We start from the raw sequence: 18064 nt of genomic DNA on the forward strand, positions 1-18064 counted from the left end.
CGGGCGCACATGTAAAAGGAGCCAGGCTATTTTGCCTTGCTCCTTTTTTTATAATTTGGCGGTTTCCCCAAACTTTGTTGCTTTTTAACTTATTTATCAATGTATTTATTCACAGATCTATTTAAAAACATTTCACGAAAGAGCCTATAATTTAAATTGGTTGTCCATTCTATTGTACTCATCCAGGAATATAATGATAAAAAGTGTATGTGTATTTTTTTCGGCAGTATGGTACACTCTATCAGGAAGCTTTAAGCTCATACATAATACTCAATTAAATGAATGGTGGGGTAATTTGTCTTTCTTTAAACAAAAAACATTCCTATCGTTGGCCAAATTCCTGGTACCCATATTCATATTATTTTTTATAAGCTATGAAGCAAAAGGCATGTTCGATGATTTTAACTGGGCCTTACTTGAACTTTATTTAGATCGGCTTTCACCACAGAAAGTAGCCTTTATTATGATACTTGGACTAGTCGCTCTTTTTCCTATGTATTTCTATGATGAGATTCTTCAGAGGCTTTTCTTGATTAAAGTACCTAAAAAAAAGCTACTTTTTTATTCATTATCGGCAAATGCGTTTTCGAACTTTATTGGTTTTGGCGGCGTTGCAGGGGCAACCCTAAGATCTTATTTTTATAAAGATTATTTAGCTGGCGGCACTCCCTATATAAAAATAATTGCCAAGCTCTCACTTTTTTATCTGTCGGGTTTATCTTTGCTGTCATGGATGATTATTTTTTCGGATTTGCAACTATATGAAGATGTCAAGCTGATAAAATTTGCCGTCTGGGCGATTTCCGCCTATACGCCTGTATTGCTGGCCATTTACTTCTTCAAAACCTCGTTTTGGAATATAAAGCATATCAAAAAGGGATATGCAGCAGAATTACTGGCTGTTTCATTTTTGGAGTGGCTATTTATCATTATCTGCATATGGGGAATTTCAAACGCACTGGAAGTTTCGATTCCATTCTTTGTGATATTTCCCATAGTAGTTATATCAGCATGCGCAGGCATAGCCAGTATGATCCCCGGCGGTATCGGTTCTTTCGACTTTGTATTTTTAATCGGGTTAGAATCACAAGGGATTCCTACCGAGTTGGGCCTATTAATCCTGATGTTCTACCGTCTAAGCTATTATATCGTTCCCGTCTTTATCGGTACGCCTTTTGTGTTGAATCAAATCTGGAATAACGGGGATGTAAAAAATGCTTTTAAGATTTAGGTTTTGTTGATAGTTTGGCACGCTTGATTGGAGCAGAAAAGGCCAGGTCTTTGGAAATGTATTCGCATTCTCTGTGTAAGAGTGTTTATGAAGGTTGCTTTTTCAAAGCTCTGCGGGAGAAAAGCGTGAAGGGGAGACAGGCGTTGTGTTTAAGGTTGCTCCCGGAAGCCTGCGGTTCGCTGAGCTTCTTGAGCTGAAATCAACAGACAAGTACAACAGAGCTAAAATTTAAAAGAGCCTTTTTTTGGGCTCTTTTTTGATTGTTATTATTACTTTACCATAAAGCATCCATAATCCCGCCATTAAATAAATTTGTATCAATATTGCATGCCTGCGCATCTATCCCGTATTGCCAGCCAGCAATCAAAGCATTTTCTGGTGCTTGCGGTTTATAGCTAGGCGCTTGTTTTTCTGTAGTAATGCCCACATTAGGTGCCGCTGTCCAAACATATGTGTTTTCAAGAAGGGCGGAGCTGCTGTTGCCGGCTTGTTCAAAAGCGCGTGTAAGAGCGCGCTGCGGATCAAAAATCCCATATATCCCTGGACGGTAAGGTGATTCTTCCATCACTTGATACCATCCTTCAATAAATGCAGAATCAACAGGATAACCGGGCTCAATATCGGCAAAAATGGCAACACCTTCAGGGATGCCTAATTCCTCAGCAAGCTTAATGGCAGCTTTCGCTTCACTCTGTCCATTTTCAAGCCCTGTTGCATCGCTAAACCGATTCCAAATGACAAGGATTTTTATATCATTGGAATGGAGCAGTTCTGCTTCTACCGCTGTGATACCGGCTGAAACACCTTCTTTTTCACCCAAATACCGTCCCCAAACTTTAGGACTGCCAAAATTGTCGCGTACACAAGAAAGCAAGCCGCTTGTGGTGAGACTTGCAGAGTCTACACCCCAAACGACTTCATCTTCATCCGTTTGGCCATCCTCATCATCCTTGTTTCCGCTATTATTGTTATCCTTATTACCGTCATTATCGCTGTTATTATTGCCGTCACCATTTTTCCCTGGGATTGAATCCTGGCTGTCAGCTTTATTCTTTATTTTATTTGTTACATTCACATCCACATTTACTTCTATGTCATTTGAAACATTATTGTCAATTTGGCTATTGTCCCCGTTACTCAAATCATTATCAATTGAATTAGTTACATTTGCTTTATTGCCTTTAATATTATTTTTAACATTATTGGTGATGTCACTGTCACTATTAGACTCTCCGCCATTCGTTTTTTGATGGGTGTTTGGTTCAGCATTCCTGGAATCAATGAGAGAGAAGGTAAATATCGAAATCATAACAGCAAAAAATGCAGTTACGATGAAAGGCAAAAGTCCCCGTCTGTCCATATTTCACAGCCCTCCTTGTCAGTTCAATGACATCCTATGCAGAAGAGAGGGCTCTGGTGATAGCACAAACAAGAGCAGGGGAGGGACACTATACTAAAAAGGGAGGGGAATATCGATAAAGATCCCGATCAACTGCCATTCTTCTTTGGGAAGAGGCTTTTTCGTCGTTAATCCTCCCGATTAACTACCATTCTCCTTTGGGTAGAGGCCTTTTCGTCGTTAATCAACCTTATTACTGCTAAGGCTAGTTGATTTGCCATATGGACAGGAATAGACCTGGGATACTTCTTAAAACAGAAAAAAACAGCCGATACTTAGGATCGGCTGTTTAACTATTCAAACGGAATCATTTATGTTCCCTTTAGCAGGGAAGAGGAGCTTTGCGGATTGAAGTCTTTTTCTGACAATGATGCCAATCCACGAGGCAAGGGCAGCTTTTATTAATCCAACGATAATAAACGGTGTTGCCCCGCCGGTAATGGCTGCTGTCCATGTCAGTTCTGCCGCAATTTTTAGCCAGGCTGTTCCGAATGCCAATGTCACCAGCATGCCAATTGTATTAGCGATCATTGCATTTTTGAACGAAAAAGATGTTCTCTCCATATACCATCCGATCATAAACGCTGCCGGGATAAAACCAATCAAATATCCGCCAGTAGGTCCGACTAACTTGGATATTCCCCCTGAAAATTCTGCGAATACTGGAACTCCCGCTGCTCCGATGACCAAATATAAAAGAACGGACAGTGTTCCATAACGTGCTCCCAAAATGGTGGCTGCGAGACCGATTGCCAGAGTTTGACCGGTAATCGGCACAAGTGGGAGGGGAATTGTAATTTGTGCCATTACCCCGATGATGGCAGCAAATAAAGCAGTTACAATCATGGATCTCAACTTCAGCTGATCTTTAGTCATAAAAAATCTCCCCTTTAATTATGTAAACTATTCAAACTACCAGGTTAACAAGACAACTATATGATTATATGAAATGATTGTCAACGCCAAACAGGTTATAGAAAAGAGCAAAACTAGCCAAGCTCGATATAAGGCAGGTTTTAAGGCCTCTTCTCCAGGTAACTTGAAAACAGTTTTGATAGGAGCTTCAGGTAAAAACTCCATATCCACAGCTCATACTAGTTATCCACAATCAAATCAAATAGGTGTATAGGTATTAATTATACGTTTACGGGTATATATGGGTATTTTAAAAATGTAACCTCTAGCCAATTTGCTTAACTGTATAAATCACCAGTTAAAAACCCAAATGTTTCATCAGAAAACACAAACAGACATAAGCTAAATGTTATTTCAAAAAAACCTTCAAAAACCAACTGACGGGAAATAATGAATGTTTTATTATTATCAAATAACTTCCTTATTCATTATAACGAACACAACATCAAAGCTGGTTTTTTACAGAGGAGTAAATCAACCTATTTGCGGGTAATTTCAAATAGACATAAGCTGCCGGGATGAAAAATTTGATTAATGTGCTAATTTTCACTTAGTATCTAATTAATAGCCAAAATTTTCATCCACCTGAGATGATAATCAGATAAATGGGGGATATTAGATGACAAAAGCACTTTTAAATATTGATTATACAAATGACTTTGTCACTGGAGCATTGCCTTGCGGACAGCCTGCTATTGATATAGAAAAGGAAATAGCAGCGATCACGACAAATTTTATCGAAGATGGGGCATTCACGGTCTTTGCGATTGATCTCCATTTTCAGGATGATCTCTATCACCCTGAAACAGCCCTTTATCCGCCCCATAACCTTAAAGATACTGAGGGACGCGATTTGTATGGCGAATTAAGCAAGGTATATCAGTTACATGCTGATAAGGAAAATGTATTTTGGATGGATAAAACAAGATACAGCGCCTTTGCGGGAACAGACCTTGAATTAAAATTAAGAGAGCGCGGGATAACCGAAGTGCACCTTGTTGGTGTCTGCACAGATATCTGTATATTGCATACCGCAGTTGATGCCTATAACAAAGGGTTCGACATTGTTGTTTACGAAAAGGCTACTGCCAGCTTCAATGAAATGGGACATCTCTGGGCTTTGGAACATTTTAAAAGCTCATTGAACGCAAAGGTGATTTAACAGAAGATATTACACAGGAGGTTGCATTAATGCGTAATGAATTTGCGGATGACAGTTTAACTTTACATACCGATTTATATCAAATTAACATGGCCCAAACCTATTGGGAAGATAATATACATAATAAAAAAGCTGTTTTCGAGGTTTTTTTCAGAAAGCTTCCGTTTGGTAATGGATATGGGATTTTTGCCGGCCTTGAAAGAGTGATCGAGTATATTGAGAATTTCCGCTTCACCGAAAGCGATCTTATGTATTTAAAAAATGAACTTCATTATAAGGATGGTTTTCTTGAGTATTTAAAAAACATGAGATTTACTGGCACCATCAAATCAATGGAAGAGGGCGAGCTGGTCTTCGGCAATGAACCGATCATGAGAGTCGAAGCTCCTCTGGCAGAAGCTCAAATTGTTGAAACAGCTCTATTAAATATCATTAACTATCAAACATTGATTGCCACCAAAGCTACACGCATAAAAGAAGTGATTGGCGATGGAACTGCCATGGAATTTGGATCCAGAAGGGCCCATGAGATGGATGCAGCCATCTGGGGTACAAGAGCAGCATACATAGGAGGCTTTGATGCGACTTCAAATGTGAGGGCAGGCAAGAAATTCAGCATCCCGGTTGCAGGAACGCATGCGCATTCATTTGTTCAGGCTTATCGTGACGAATATACAGCTTTTAAGAAGTATGCAAGCACCCATAAAGATTGCGTTTTTCTTGTAGATACTTATGATACTCTGAAATCCGGTGTTCCCAATGCAATCAAAGTAGCAAAAGAATTAGGCGACAAGATAAATTTTAAGGGCATTAGACTTGATAGCGGCGACCTTGCCTATCTATCTAAGGAAGCGCGAAGAATGCTTGATGAGGCAGGATTCCCTGATGCAAAAATAGTTGCTTCGAATGACCTGGACGAATATACGATTATAAACCTGAAAGCACAGGGCGCTAAGATTGATATTTGGGGTGTGGGCACGAAGTTAATCACTGCTTTTGAGCAAGCAGCACTTGGAGCTGTATACAAACTCGTTTCAATCGAGGATGAAGCGGGTAAAATGGCTGATACGATAAAAATAAGCGGGAATCCGGAAAAAGTCACCACTCCTGGTTTAAAAAGAGTTTATCGCATCATCAATAAGGATAATCAAAAATCAGAAGGGGACTATATTGCTCTGGAACATGAAACCCCCCAGCAGGAAGAAAGGCTGAAGATGTTCCATCCAGTCCACACCTTTATAAGCAAATTTGTAACAAACTTCGAGGCAAGGGAGCTTCATAAAGAGATTTTTAAAGAAGGCAAGCTGGTCTATCAGGTTCCATCTTTAAAAGAAATGCAAAGCTTTGCAAAAGAAAACCTTAATGTGTTATGGGACGAGTACCGCCGTTCATTAAATCCTGAAGAATACCCAGTCGACTTGAGCCAGGAATGCTGGGATAATAAAATGCAAATGATCAAGCAAATTAAAGAAGAAGTAAAAGGCAGACCGTATTAAAAGGGAGGAACCGGTAATGAAATTACAGAAAGAAATCATGCAGGCATTAAGTGTCAACGCTGAAATTGACCCAAAAGAAGAAATCAAAAAAAGAATTGATTTCTTAAAGAATTACCTCATGAAAACCAATTCAAAAGGTTATGTCCTAGGCATCAGCGGCGGGCAGGATTCTACCCTGGCAGGACGCCTGGCACAGCTTGCGGTTGAGGAACTGAGAAAGGAAGGAAAAGAAGCAACCTTTACAGCAATCCGTTTGCCATATGGTGTCCAGAAGGATGAAGATGATGCCCAGCTGGCTCTATCCTTTATTCAAGCAGACCGTGAATATGTATTCAATATAAAAGATCCAGTTGATGAGGTTAAAAAGGAATATGACCGAATCTTCCCGGAAGACCCTTTAACGGATTATCATAAAGGAAACGTAAAGGCACGCATGAGAATGATTGCCCAATACGCAATTGGGGGGCAAAACGGCTTGCTTGTTATTGGCACAGACCATGCTGCTGAAGCAGTAACAGGATTTTTCACAAAGTATGGCGATGGCGGTGCCGATGTTCTTCCGTTATCCGGCCTGACAAAGAGACAGGGTAAAGCACTCCTTAAAGAGCTTGGCGCGGAAGAAAGGCTATATTTAAAAGTGCCAACCGCTGATCTCCTTGACCAAAAGCCCGGACAAGCCGATGAAACTGAATTAGGTATATCCTATGATGAACTGGATGATTATCTTGAAGGAATGGAAGTAAGCCAAGAGGCTGCTGAAAAAATTGAAAAACGCTATTTGTTCTCTGAGCACAAGCGCAGAATGCCGGCATCCATGCATGATGACTGGTGGAAATAACCGAATCTAAAAAAAAGAAAATCCCTGCAGCGGGATTTTCCTTTTTTATTTTGGCTCTGTTAAAACTAATTGTTTATATTGGCACCCTGTTTGTTGATGTCAAAATAAACACATGCAGGGAAGGGACCCGGACCACCCGCGGTTCGCTGAGCGTCTGGAGCAGATCAACAGGCAAGTTTGACATTTTAATTATGTTTTAACTTATTCATCATTTCCTGATAAAACTTCTCAGGTTCATCAACGTTTAGCACAACCCTGCTTGCTCTCCGCTTCAAGCCATACATTAAATGAATCTCTTCTAATTCACTCAGCGTTATTTCAAACATAGGTTTTTCCTGAATGAAATCCGGCACTCTTGCATCATATAAATCTTTTAGTTCTTTCCCGCTGAATTTTTCAGGTCCATCATAATATTTAATCTCCTTTATCTTCTCTAATGGAAGATTCATGCTCTTTGAAAAACCTGTTTGCAAGAGCAAATGGGAATCCGAAATCACGAATGGCGTCAAACGGGTCGCATGTATTTCAGCCAAAAAGTAAAGAAGACCATATATATTAAGGAATATTGAAATATAAGCAATCAATGGACTCCAGGAATGCAGCCAGTAATGCAAGCCGATTGATTCAATGACAATCGCATGGATTAGCATGATATAAACAGCATTTACACTTGTTTTTTGATGGTAGGTAAAAGCTTTGCCATGCTTTATTGAAGCTCTCTTTCTCCAAGAAAATAAAGCATAATTAAACATCGCAAACTCGGTCACTAGAACTGTGGCCAGTCTGTTACTGGGCAAATGTTTCTCAACAGCTTTCTGAGCATTAAAAAGAAAAAATGAATGGATGCTGGCCAGCTTCCGATATTCTTTCAGAAGTCGCGGAAGGTTTGTTATGACCTTATAAGCAATATAAAGCTCCAAACAAAGAAATAGCATTTCCGACAAAAGCACCAAATAAGGCAAAAAAGAGTATTGTGACAGATACTGACCCGGGATAATAAAATAGGCAGCACCATATCCTGCTAATATAACAATTCCTAAATATTTCAATGAGTATCTTTTGCGGATAATTAGGAAATACGTTATGAGCGGCACGATGACAAGCAAATCCAGCAGGGAACCCAGCACAGCACCGTCTGGAACAGGTCCAAAAAGAGGTAACCGGTATAGTGTAAAGTTGGAAAGAAGAATCAAAGAGGTTAACAGGAAAAAACAAAGCCAGCTTGGCTTTTTCATAACTTTTGTCATATTTATCCACCTCAACTCTATTATAGCTTATGTGAGAAATTAAACATATAAAAAAATGCAGCCCCTTCCGTCTGGGACTGCATTTTTTTATTGACCTGATAGAAGCTGGTAAGCCCATTCTGTTTTAGCGTCACTCGGTGGTTCAATATCCTTTAATGGATATTCCAGCCCAAGCGCTTCCCATTTATACACTCCAAGTTTATGGTACGGAAGCACTTCAATTTTTTTTACGTTTCTTAAACCTTTAATAAATAGTCCGAGCCTTTCAAGATCAATCTTCCCGTCAGATATAGTTGGGACCAGCACGTGCCTTATCCAAACGGGAATGTGGTTTTCAGATAGATAGTTGGCAAATTGCAGAATATGTTCGTTTGTAAGGCCTGTCAGTTTTTTATGTTTTTCTTTATCAATGTGTTTCAAATCCAGCAGCACTAAATCGGTATAACCCATCAATTCTTTCAGCTGATTTTGGAAAAGAGGGGAGCTGGAATAACAGCCGCCAGATGAATCAACAGCTGTATGGATGCCTAGTTTTTTACATTCTTTAAAAAGCTCGATAAGGAAGGGAATTTGCAATAATGGTTCTCCGCCGCTCACTGTTATCCCGCCCCCAGATGCTTCAATAAAGGGGAGGTAGGATTGGAGGTCATCCATGATTTCCGAAACAGACATTTGTTTCCCAGTCCCAATCTCCCATGTATCAGCATTATGGCAGAATTGGCAGCGAAGAAGGCAGCCCTGCGTAAATATGACATAACGGATGCCTGGTCCGTCTACCGTTCCAAATGTCTCAATTGAATGAATGTTCCCGTACATGATGATCTTCCTTTCAATAAGCAAGGAGCGCCGCCTTGGCGCATCCGGACCTTAATAAGTGATAGGGAAGACCTCCTAAGGGGAGGTCCAATTATTGCAAATTACATTGTTTCATGGAATGTCCGATTGATTACATCAAGCTGCTGCTCTTTTGTCAATTTAATAAAGTTCACCGCATACCCTGATACCCTTATGGTTAATTGCGGATATTCCTCCGGGTGCTCCATGGCATCCAGCAAAGTTTCCCTATTAAATACATTTACATTCAGATGATGGCCGGATTTAATCGCATAACCATCAAGGATGGAAACAAGATTGCGGATACGGCTATGTTCATCTCTGCCAAGCGCTTTAGGCACAATGGAGAATGTGTTGCTGATTCCATCCAGGGCATATTCATAAGGCAATTTCGCAACAGAAGAAAGGGAAGCAAGCGTACCTTTTGTATCCCTGCCGTGCATAGGATTGGCTCCTGGCGCAAAAGGTTCGCCTGCACGTCGTCCATCCGGCGTATTTCCTGTCTTTTTGCCATACACAACGTTAGATGTAATGGTCAGTATGGACATCGTATGCTTCGAGTTCCGGTATGTCTGATGCTTGCGGAGCTTTTTCATAAACCGCTCGACTAGATCCACAGCAATGCTGTCAACACGGTCATCATTATTGCCGTATTTCGGGAAGTCTCCTTCTGTAATAAAATCAACTGCCAATCCGTTCTCATCGCGGACCACCTTTACATTAGCGTATTTAATAGCGCTCAATGAATCTGCCGCGGCACTTAGACCGGCAATACCAGTCGCCATCGTCCTTAATATTTCGGAATCATGAAGGGCCATTTCAATTCGCTCATAGCTGTATTTGTCATGCATATAGTGAATGATATTCAATGTATTAATATAAAGGTCTGCCAGCCAATCCATCATTAGGTCGAACTTAGCCATTACTTCTCCATAATCAAGAACTTCTGATGTGATAGGGGAATAGTCAGGACCTACCTGGATATTCAGTTTTTCATCCTTTCCGCCATTAATGCTATAAAGAAGGGCTTTTGCAAGGTTTGCCCTGGCCCCGAAAAATTGCATTTGTTTTCCGATTTCCATGGCAGATACACAGCAGGCAATTCCGTAATCATCGCCGTATTCAGGGAGCATAATGTCGTCGTTTTCATATTGGATGGAGCTTGTTTCAATGGACATTTTGGCACAATATTTTTTAAAGTTATCAGGCAGTTTAGCAGACCAAAGCACCGTTAAATTCGGTTCCGGAGCTGGCCCCAAGTTCCTTAAAGTATGAAGGAACCGGAAAGAGCTTTTCGTTACAAGCGGACGTCCATCAAGCGCCATGCCGCCAATTGACTCTGTTACCCATGTAGGGTCGCCGCTGAATAATTCGTTATAATCAGGTGTTCTTGCAAATTTTACGAGACGAAGCTTCATCACAAAATGGTCGACAAGCTCCTGAGCTTCCTGTTCGGTCAATACGCCCTTGTGAATATCTCTTTCTATGAATATATCAAGGAAAGTGGACACGCGCCCCAGGCTCATAGCGGCACCGTTTTGTTCCTTAATGGCAGCGAGATAGCCGAAGTACAGCCATTGGAATGCCTCAATTGCATTTCCTGCAGGCATGGAAATATCAAATCCATAATTTTCCGCCAGCTGCTTAAGTTCCTGCAGTGCACGAATTTGTTCTGAAATTTCTTCACGCAAACGGATATTTTCTTCATTCATAACACGGCTTGTTGTTTTTAAATCATCTTCCTTGGCTTCTATCAGACGGTCGACACCATAAAGGGCAACCCGGCGGTAATCCCCAATAATCCTTCCGCGGCCGTATGCATCAGGAAGGCCGGTAATAATGCCAGCTTTGCGGGCAAGTTTCATTTCATCTGTATAGGCATCAAAAACACCCTGATTATGTGTCTTACGATAATCCGTGAAGATTTTCTCCATTTCCTTGCTGGCTTCATAGCCATACGCTTCACACGCTGCCACCGCCATGCGTACTCCTCCGAACGGCTGAAGGGAACGCTTAAAAGGGCGGTCCGTCTGAACACCGACTATTTTTTCATTATGCTGATCCAGGTAGCCTGGTCCGTGAGAAGTAATGGTAGAGACGATTTCCGTATCCATATCAAGGACTCCGCCATTTTCCCGCTCTTGTTTGGTAAGTTCCATTACTTGATCCCATAATAATGTGGTTGCTTCAGTAGGTCCTGCCAAAAATGACTCATCACCTTCGAAAGGTGAGAAATTTTTTAATATAAAATCCCTGACATCAATTTCATTTGTCCATTTACCTTTTTTAAAGCCATTCCATTGTTCCATGGAAATCCACCTCAATATTAATTGTTTTAATGTTAGACTGTTTTCGCAACTTTGTTGTTCTTAAATAGATTTTGAATAAAACCTTATTAAATAAGCTTGGTTGATTGGAGCGTAAGGTGCGAGACTCCTGCGGGAGGAGTGGGACAGGTGAGACCCCGCAGGCGCTGAGCGCCGAGGAGGCTCACCGCCCGCCCCGCGGAAAGCGAGCATCCTGGAGCGGAAATCAACCTCTTCTGACTGTTTGCTTAAAAAGCAACAATCTTATAGAAAACACCCTAACGTAAAGTCTGTATAACAGTTGCTACAACTTTACTATACATTCAATATAACAGATTATATGTGAAGTGAATCACAAACATTGTGGCTGTATTGTGAATATTGATATAAAGGGTAGTATATAAATTTCCTTTAACTAACCTGTATTATAAAAATCATTTATAATTACAAACTGTTATAGGTTTATAATTATTAAGTTTCCATCATTTTAACACTGGAAACAGTCTGTATAATCAGCCACATATGTCTATGTGGTGAATTGTTTTTACTAGAGGTAGAGAAACAAAAAAGCACAGAAAAGAAAATCCTTGAATGAACGGCAACAATTACCTGTTTAATAGATTGATATATTCTGATTAAATATAAGTATGAAAACACTATCAAAAATTTCATTCATCCTTATGTTGTCTGTCGCACTAGTCTTTGGATTCCATTACGATGCAAAAGCATCAACAGTACATACCGTCCAATCAGGGGATACCATGTGGAAAATTGCCCTGAAGTATCAAATGGGGGTTCATGAAATCATCAATGCCAACCAGCAGATTTCAAATCCGACTTTTATCTATCCCGGCCAAAAGGTAAATATTCCTACTTTATCTAAGGCTACCGTTAGTGTTGAAGAGCAGGTCGTTCAACTCGTAAACCAGGAAAGAGCGAAATACGGATTAAAGCCTCTTAAATCAAATTGGGAGCTTGCGAGAGTGGCGAGATACAAATCTCAGGATATGATTAATAAAAGATATTTCGATCATAATTCTCCTACATACGGAAGCCCATTTGATATGATGAAAAGCTTTGGCATTACATACAGAACTGCCGGCGAAAACATTGCCGCAGGGCAAAAAACTCCTCAGGAAGTTGTCAAAGCCTGGATGAACAGCGATGGCCACCGCAAAAATATCTTATCTGCCAATTACACTGAAATCGGTGTTGGATATGCACAAGGCGGCTACTACGGTCATTATTGGACTCAAATGTTTATAGGACGATAAAAAAGAAGCACCGGGATTTCGGTGCTTCTTTTCTTTTTCCGCTTTAGTCAACAACTATATAAGCAATCATCGGGCCGCTGTTCTCTTTATCCGGATGTGTAAGGCAAACCAAGCGGTATACACCGTCTTTGTCAAACTGAAGGGGAACTACCGTTTCCTCGCCTTTTTTTACAATCCCTTTTATATCAGTACCCTCTATGATGTATGGGTGCTCGGCACCATTTACTCCGAGGATCTTAAGGTTGACCTTTTCATCCTTTTCAAGAAAAATGGTTCCCGGATCCCAGCGATACGCTTCAATTTCCTTCCCATCCGGCAGCTTGGACTTGAACTCCCCGGTAACCATATGAATCTCGCGGACGGTTTCATTATCCGCCTGATTAAATACTGTCAAACTATCTGATTGTGTATAAAACCAGACCGATGCAGAGGCAATGACCATAAAAATTATGAAGAATGCAATGATGCTTCTTTTTTTCAAAACAAGAAAAGGCATGTCGTAACTCCTTCCTGAATTAGTTGTCCATATATAGATATGCAGGGAGGGCAGGGGAACTTGTCTATTTTCCATCAATTTTTCTGATTATTTCTTTACATACCTTAAAATATTATTTCATAATAGAGTTAAAAAAGGATGTGGCAGCATGTACAAGGTACTTGTGGCCAATCGTGATGATTATGATACGAAAGGCATTGAATGGCTCTTAAAATCATCCATGCCTGCATGGCAGGTGGAAACAGCAGAGGATGAGACTGAAATGATTGAGAAAATTGAATCATTCCAGCCCAATCTTTTGATTCTCGAGCTAGACATGATCGATGAAAACAGTTATGGAAGTTTTATAAAAACCATTCAGATTATTCGTCCTGATGTAATAGCTCTTACAATGGAAGCCACCTTTTCACAGGCAAAAAGAGCAATAGATATGGGTGTTGCAGATTTAATTTTGAAACCTATCTCCGCAGATACTCTGCTAAAGTCAGCCAGAAAGATCCACAGACAGGCCCAGCTGGATGGGCGATTTTCTAAACAGAAACCAAAGGTAAAAACTGAAGAAGGGTACCAGTATCAGGATTTATTTTTGGAGAGCACAGCTTCTGCCAAATCCTTTGTTACCATTGGCGTTAAACCTGAGAATCCAAGGGAACTTCCAAAACTTTATTCTTTTCTGAAAGGTTATTCTTTTCAAAAATCAATCCGCTCGTTTATTTTGAGTGATATGGTTCTTCTTGTTACCGAACAAGCCAGCTTTGCTTGGAAAGAAGAAAGTATCCGCTTTATGAGGGACTGGCAGGAAACATCTGCCGTGCTAATAGCCATAAGCATATATACAGGGAGAGAAGGAAACAGCACAATCAGAAGTCATTATCTTGCAAACCGAAAGCTTATGGAATTAACCTTTTACGCAGGATTCAATCAGGTTATAGAGGGAGATTCTATTCCAGAGTGGCATTCTATCGATCCTTTTTTAACACCGGACGAGCAAAGCATCTGGATTGATTTTTTAAACCAATCCAATATAGAAGGTATAAAGAGTTGGTTCCATCAAGAATTTCTCATTCTGGCAGACCCCTACCCCGATCCAGGGCTAATCAGAATCAGATTGACAAGCATATTGGCACAAATACGGAGGCATATGAAGACGTTCAGACTTTCAGGAGAAAATATTGAAAAAGAATATCTTCTTTTATTTCAGACGATCCTGTATTCACCCTTGATTTACCGGATTATTAAAGAAATGATCCGTTTTATATCATTTATCTTTGAAACGATTCGGTCAGATAAAAAGCTGAAGCTGGACTTGGCAGACCGAATATTATTTTTCCTTGAAACGAATTATTGGGATCCAACTGTCAGCCTTGAAAAAGCTGCAGAATATGCCGATCGAAATGCTAATTATATTAGCTCTGTACTCGCAAAAAAATGCGGAAAATCATTTCGTGAACTCCTGAATGAAACCAGAATCCGGCAATCTGCCAAGCTGCTTATTGAATCGGAAATGAGCATAAAGGAGATCGCTGCTGTTTGCGGGTTCAGCAACCAGCAATATTTCAATAAAGTTTTCAGCAAAATAAAGGGAATGCCCCCGAACCAATTTAGAAAAAGCATGCAGAAAGCCTCCGTCTAATTAGACTAACCTAGATAAATGAGACACTATAAAACACCTTCGAAATGGTACACTTAATTAAAGTGCTAATTCGGAGGTGTTTTTGCGTGGGCAAAAACGTATATTCAAATGAGGTTAAATGGGCGGTAGTTAAAGATAAGATGAGTGGTCAGTTCACGAATCAAGAAATCATGGAGAAGTATGGGATTAAAAATGTGTCTCAAATCAAAACGTGGATGAAATGGTATCGTGAAAATCAGGTGCATCGATTCGACCAACCAATAGGTAAACAATATTCATATGGTCATGGACCTGACAGTTCAAGTGATGAAGAGAAAAAAGAACGCCAAATGATTCACTTAAAGCAGGAGAATGAAATCTTAAAAAAGTATTTGGAGATAGAAAAGGAGTTGAAAAAGAAATCGTCCTCCAATTAGTCAATACATTACGAAAAAAATACACAGTATCAGCTATTTTATCAGCTTTAAATGTTCCCAGATCTACTTATTATCGCTGGGCATCTTCGCAAGCAGTCAAGTTGTCTAAGGAAGAGGAGACGATTATTTTCCTTTGCGAAAAAACAAAGTACCGATATGGCCACCGTAAAATCAAAGAGCTGTTAAAACGTGACTATCATATCAAGTTAAACCGTAATACAGTTCAACGGATCATGCAGAAATATCATCTTCAATGTAGAGTAAAGCAAAAGAGAAGGTGGAAATCCCAAGGAGAATCTGTCATTGTGGCGCCGAACTTATTACAGCGAGATTTTCACGCAAGCAAACCCAACCAAAAATGGGTAACGGATATTACCTACATTCAATATGGTCCGGACACTTTATATTTATCAACAATCATAGACTTGTTTAACAATCAAATCGTTGCTTACAAGCTCTATACTCAACAACAAACTCCTTTAGTGATTGATACCTTGAATGAAGCACTAGAAAAACGAGGAAACCCTAAAGGAGTAATCATCCATTCAGATCAGGGAAGCGTGTATTCTTCGTATGCCTATCAAAATCGAATGAAAGAGAAGGATTTAGTCAGTAGTATGTCGCGAAGAGGAAACTGTTGGGACAACGCAGTAATTGAGTCTTTTCATTCGAACCTAAAATCAGAGGAATTTCAGTATGTTAAATTTAATTCTTTGTCTTTAGAGGAAGTAAGAGAACGTGTAGATCAATTTATGAGGTATTATAACGAAGAGCGTATCCAAGAAAAATTAGGCTACCACACACCAATAGAGTTCGGTGAAATGGCAGCCTAAGAGGGTGTTTTATTACTGTCTCAAATGACTAGGGCAGTCTAAATCGGAGGCTTTTTTATATAAAAATTATAAAACCACTAATATTTATATAAAACCATCAGAATTCCCAATATAGAAACTAACAAAATTACAAATAATCAAATGTTATTATTATACTTTTCTGACATTTAACGTTCTACAATTTATATATAGATAATATTGGAGGGATCGATATGAAAGCGGAAACAAAAAGAGAAATTAAAAATTATCATGGCAGCGACCTGCATGCTAAAGGATGGATCCAGGAAGCGGCACTGCGCATGCTAATGAACAATTTAGATAAAGAAGTAGCAGAAATTCCGGAAGACCTTGTTGTATACGGCGGCATTGGCAAAGCGGCCCGTAATTGGGATTGCTATGATGCTATTGTCAAAACACTGCATGAGCTTGAAGATGATGAAACCCTGCTTGTCCAATCAGGTAAACCAGTTGCTGTATTCAAGTCTCATAAGGATGCACCAAAGGTATTGATCGCGAACTCAAACTTAGTGCCGGCATGGGCGAATTGGGATACATTTCACGAGCTAGATAAGAAGGGCCTTATGATGTATGGCCAAATGACTGCAGGAAGCTGGATTTACATTGGAAGCCAGGGAATTGTCCAGGGAACCTATGAAACTTTTGCCGAGCTTGGTAGACAACACTTCTCCGGATCTTTAAAACAGACCATTACTTTAACTGCTGGTCTAGGCGGAATGGGCGGCGCCCAGCCATTGGCGGTAACGATGAATGATGGTGTCTGCATTGCCATCGATGTGGATGAGCACCGCATCAACCGCAGACTTGAAACAAAATATTTGGATACAAAGGTCCACACTATTGAAGAAGCTATTACACTGGCAAAAGAAGCAAAGCAGGAAGGCCGTCCGCTTTCTATCGGACTATTAGGAAATGCGGCTGAAATTCTGCCAAAGATGCTCGAAATGAACTTCATCCCAGATGTTCTCACTGACCAGACTTCTGCCCACGATCCATTAAATGGTTATGTTCCTGTTGGTTACACACTTGAAGATGCTGCAGTTCTACGAAAAGAAAATGCGGCTGAATATGTGAAAAAATCCAAGGCAAGCATGGCAGTCCATGTCCAGGCGATGCTTGACATGCAGCAGAAAGGTGCAATTACGTTCGATTATGGAAACAATATCCGCCAGGTTGCCAAAGATGAAGGCGTTGAAAATGCTTTTGATTTCCCTGGATTCGTTCCGGCATATATCCGCCCATTGTTCTGTGAAGGTAAAGGACCTTTCCGCTGGGTAGCATTATCAGGCGATCCGGAAGATATTTATAAAACAGATGAGGTCATCCTGCGCGAGTTTGCAGATAATGAGCATCTTTGCAAATGGATTAAGATGGCTAAGGAAAAAATCCAATTCCAGGGGCTGCCATCAAGAATTTGCTGGCTTGGATATGGAGAACGCGCCAAATTCGGAAAAATCATCAATGATATGGTCGCCAAAGGTGAACTGAAAGCGCCAATTGTTATCGGACGTGATCACCTTGATTCCGGTTCCGTTGCATCACCTAACCGTGAAACAGAAGGCATGAAGGACGGCAGTGATGCTGTTGCAGACTGGCCAATCCTGAATGCGATGATCAATGCAGTTGGCGGAGCAAGCTGGGTATCCGTCCATCACGGCGGCGGAGTAGGCATGGGGTATTCTCTTCATGCAGGCATGGTTATCGTCGCAGATGGAACGAAGGATGCAGAACAGCGCCTTGAACGCGTCCTTACATCTGACCCGGGAATGGGAATTGTCCGCCACGTTGATGCCGGCTACGACCTCGCAATCAAAACGGCTAAGGAAAAAGGCGTTAACATTCCAATGATGGAATAGCAGGTGTAATCCAAAATTTAACATTATTGTGAACTATACGAATAAAACGGTGAAACCTGCGAATAAGAACCAAAATTTACGAACAAATCAATTAAACTAGCGATTAAAAA

The 18064-nt window shown here is 40.5% G+C and carries 14 protein-coding genes; 8 read left to right on the forward strand and 6 right to left on the reverse strand.

Going from position 1 to position 18064, the window contains the following annotated elements:
* The first annotated feature begins 328 nt into the window (after positions 1–328).
* Positions 329–1231 carry a lysylphosphatidylglycerol synthase domain-containing protein gene (locus tag J7I93_RS14790; protein ID WP_285289081.1) on the forward strand — a complete coding sequence of 301 codons (903 nt, stop codon included), beginning with the start codon at positions 329–331 and terminating at the stop codon, positions 1229–1231.
* 274 nt (positions 1232–1505) lie between these two features.
* Here the strand turns inward: J7I93_RS14790 and J7I93_RS14795 are convergent, their stop codons facing one another.
* Together J7I93_RS14795 and J7I93_RS14800 are read right to left on the reverse strand one after the other, a co-directional pair.
* Positions 1506–2591: a glycoside hydrolase domain-containing protein gene (locus tag J7I93_RS14795; RefSeq protein ID WP_214726635.1), complete on the reverse strand. Its 1086-nt coding sequence runs from the start codon at positions 2589–2591 to the stop codon at positions 1506–1508.
* 336 nt (positions 2592–2927) lie between these two features.
* A complete protein-coding gene (locus J7I93_RS14800) occupies positions 2928–3506 on the reverse strand; it encodes a biotin transporter BioY (protein WP_214726636.1) in 579 nt (192 codons plus the stop codon).
* A gap of 658 nt (positions 3507–4164) precedes the next feature.
* Between J7I93_RS14800 and J7I93_RS14805 the strand changes: the two genes are divergently transcribed.
* The 3 genes from J7I93_RS14805 to nadE are packed head-to-tail and all read left to right on the forward strand — an operon-like array spanning position 4165 to position 7041.
* Complete coding sequence (locus J7I93_RS14805; protein WP_214726637.1) at positions 4165–4707, forward strand: cysteine hydrolase family protein; 543 nt, start codon at positions 4165–4167, stop codon at positions 4705–4707.
* A gap of 29 nt (positions 4708–4736) precedes the next feature.
* Positions 4737–6203 carry a nicotinate phosphoribosyltransferase gene (locus J7I93_RS14810; protein ID WP_214726638.1) on the forward strand — a complete coding sequence of 489 codons (1467 nt, stop codon included), beginning with the start codon at positions 4737–4739 and terminating at the stop codon, positions 6201–6203.
* A 16-nt stretch (positions 6204–6219) separates the two neighbouring features.
* A complete protein-coding gene (gene nadE, locus J7I93_RS14815; RefSeq protein WP_214726639.1) occupies positions 6220–7041 on the forward strand; it encodes an ammonia-dependent NAD(+) synthetase in 822 nt (273 codons plus the stop codon).
* 185 nt (positions 7042–7226) lie between these two features.
* Here nadE and J7I93_RS14820 read toward each other — a convergent pair whose 3' ends face one another.
* From J7I93_RS14820 to pflB, 3 genes are all read right to left on the reverse strand, one after another.
* On the reverse strand, positions 7227–8288 hold the full coding sequence (locus J7I93_RS14820; protein ID WP_214726640.1) for a hypothetical protein: 1062 nt from the start codon (positions 8286–8288) through the stop codon (positions 7227–7229).
* An 87-nt stretch (positions 8289–8375) separates the two neighbouring features.
* Positions 8376–9104: a pyruvate formate-lyase-activating protein gene (gene pflA, locus J7I93_RS14825; RefSeq protein WP_214726641.1), complete on the reverse strand. Its 729-nt coding sequence runs from the start codon at positions 9102–9104 to the stop codon at positions 8376–8378.
* A 101-nt stretch (positions 9105–9205) separates the two neighbouring features.
* The gene (pflB, locus tag J7I93_RS14830) at positions 9206–11431 is read right to left on the reverse strand and encodes a formate C-acetyltransferase (protein ID WP_214726642.1); all 2226 of its coding nucleotides are present in this window, start codon (positions 11429–11431) and stop codon (positions 9206–9208) included.
* A 644-nt stretch (positions 11432–12075) separates the two neighbouring features.
* Between pflB and safA the strand changes: the two genes are divergently transcribed.
* Positions 12076–12702, forward strand: a complete 627-nt coding sequence (safA, locus tag J7I93_RS14835; protein ID WP_214726643.1) for a SafA/ExsA family spore coat assembly protein — start codon at positions 12076–12078, stop codon at positions 12700–12702.
* Positions 12703–12745: 43 nt separating this feature from the next.
* On the opposite strand, the gene J7I93_RS14840 is transcribed toward safA, so the two are convergent.
* The gene (locus J7I93_RS14840; protein WP_214726644.1) at positions 12746–13198 is read right to left on the reverse strand and encodes a cupredoxin domain-containing protein; all 453 of its coding nucleotides are present in this window, start codon (positions 13196–13198) and stop codon (positions 12746–12748) included.
* A gap of 148 nt (positions 13199–13346) precedes the next feature.
* Between J7I93_RS14840 and J7I93_RS14845 the strand changes: the two genes are divergently transcribed.
* The 3 genes from J7I93_RS14845 to hutU all read left to right on the forward strand — a co-directional run bounded on the left by J7I93_RS14845 (position 13347) and on the right by hutU (position 17954).
* Complete coding sequence (locus J7I93_RS14845) at positions 13347–14831, forward strand: helix-turn-helix domain-containing protein (RefSeq protein ID WP_214726645.1); 1485 nt, start codon at positions 13347–13349, stop codon at positions 14829–14831.
* Positions 14832–14917: 86 nt separating this feature from the next.
* A protein-coding gene (locus J7I93_RS14850; RefSeq protein ID WP_214726646.1) for an IS3 family transposase occupies positions 14918–16080 on the forward strand; the annotation gives its coding sequence in 2 pieces (ribosomal slippage) (positions 14918–15194 and positions 15194–16080; 1164 coding nt in all).
* A gap of 212 nt (positions 16081–16292) precedes the next feature.
* Positions 16293–17954, forward strand: a complete 1662-nt coding sequence (gene hutU / locus J7I93_RS14855; protein WP_214726647.1) for a urocanate hydratase — start codon at positions 16293–16295, stop codon at positions 17952–17954.
* Positions 17955–18064 lie beyond the last annotated feature (110 nt).

The sequence above is a fragment of the Bacillus sp. ISL-47 genome (assembly GCF_018613175.1).
In the GTDB taxonomy this organism is placed as follows: domain Bacteria; phylum Bacillota; class Bacilli; order Bacillales; family Cytobacillaceae; genus Cytobacillus.

Coding starts and splice junctions, on each gene's coding strand:
- J7I93_RS14795 (WP_214726635.1), bottom strand. CDS start 2,591: ATGGACAGACGGGGACTTTTGCCTTTCATCGTAACTGCATTTTTTGCT.
- J7I93_RS14800 (WP_214726636.1), bottom strand. CDS start 3,506: ATGACTAAAGATCAGCTGAAGTTGAGATCCATGATTGTAACTGCTTTA.
- J7I93_RS14805 (WP_214726637.1), top strand. CDS start 4,165: ATGACAAAAGCACTTTTAAATATTGATTATACAAATGACTTTGTCACT.
- J7I93_RS14810 (WP_214726638.1), top strand. CDS start 4,737: ATGCGTAATGAATTTGCGGATGACAGTTTAACTTTACATACCGATTTA.
- nadE (WP_214726639.1), top strand. CDS start 6,220: ATGAAATTACAGAAAGAAATCATGCAGGCATTAAGTGTCAACGCTGAA.
- J7I93_RS14820 (WP_214726640.1), bottom strand. CDS start 8,288: ATGACAAAAGTTATGAAAAAGCCAAGCTGGCTTTGTTTTTTCCTGTTA.
- pflA (WP_214726641.1), bottom strand. CDS start 9,104: ATGTACGGGAACATTCATTCAATTGAGACATTTGGAACGGTAGACGGA.
- pflB (WP_214726642.1), bottom strand. CDS start 11,431: ATGGAACAATGGAATGGCTTTAAAAAAGGTAAATGGACAAATGAAATT.
- safA (WP_214726643.1), top strand. CDS start 12,076: ATGAAAACACTATCAAAAATTTCATTCATCCTTATGTTGTCTGTCGCA.
- J7I93_RS14840 (WP_214726644.1), bottom strand. CDS start 13,198: ATGCCTTTTCTTGTTTTGAAAAAAAGAAGCATCATTGCATTCTTCATA.
- J7I93_RS14845 (WP_214726645.1), top strand. CDS start 13,347: ATGTACAAGGTACTTGTGGCCAATCGTGATGATTATGATACGAAAGGC.
- hutU (WP_214726647.1), top strand. CDS start 16,293: ATGAAAGCGGAAACAAAAAGAGAAATTAAAAATTATCATGGCAGCGAC.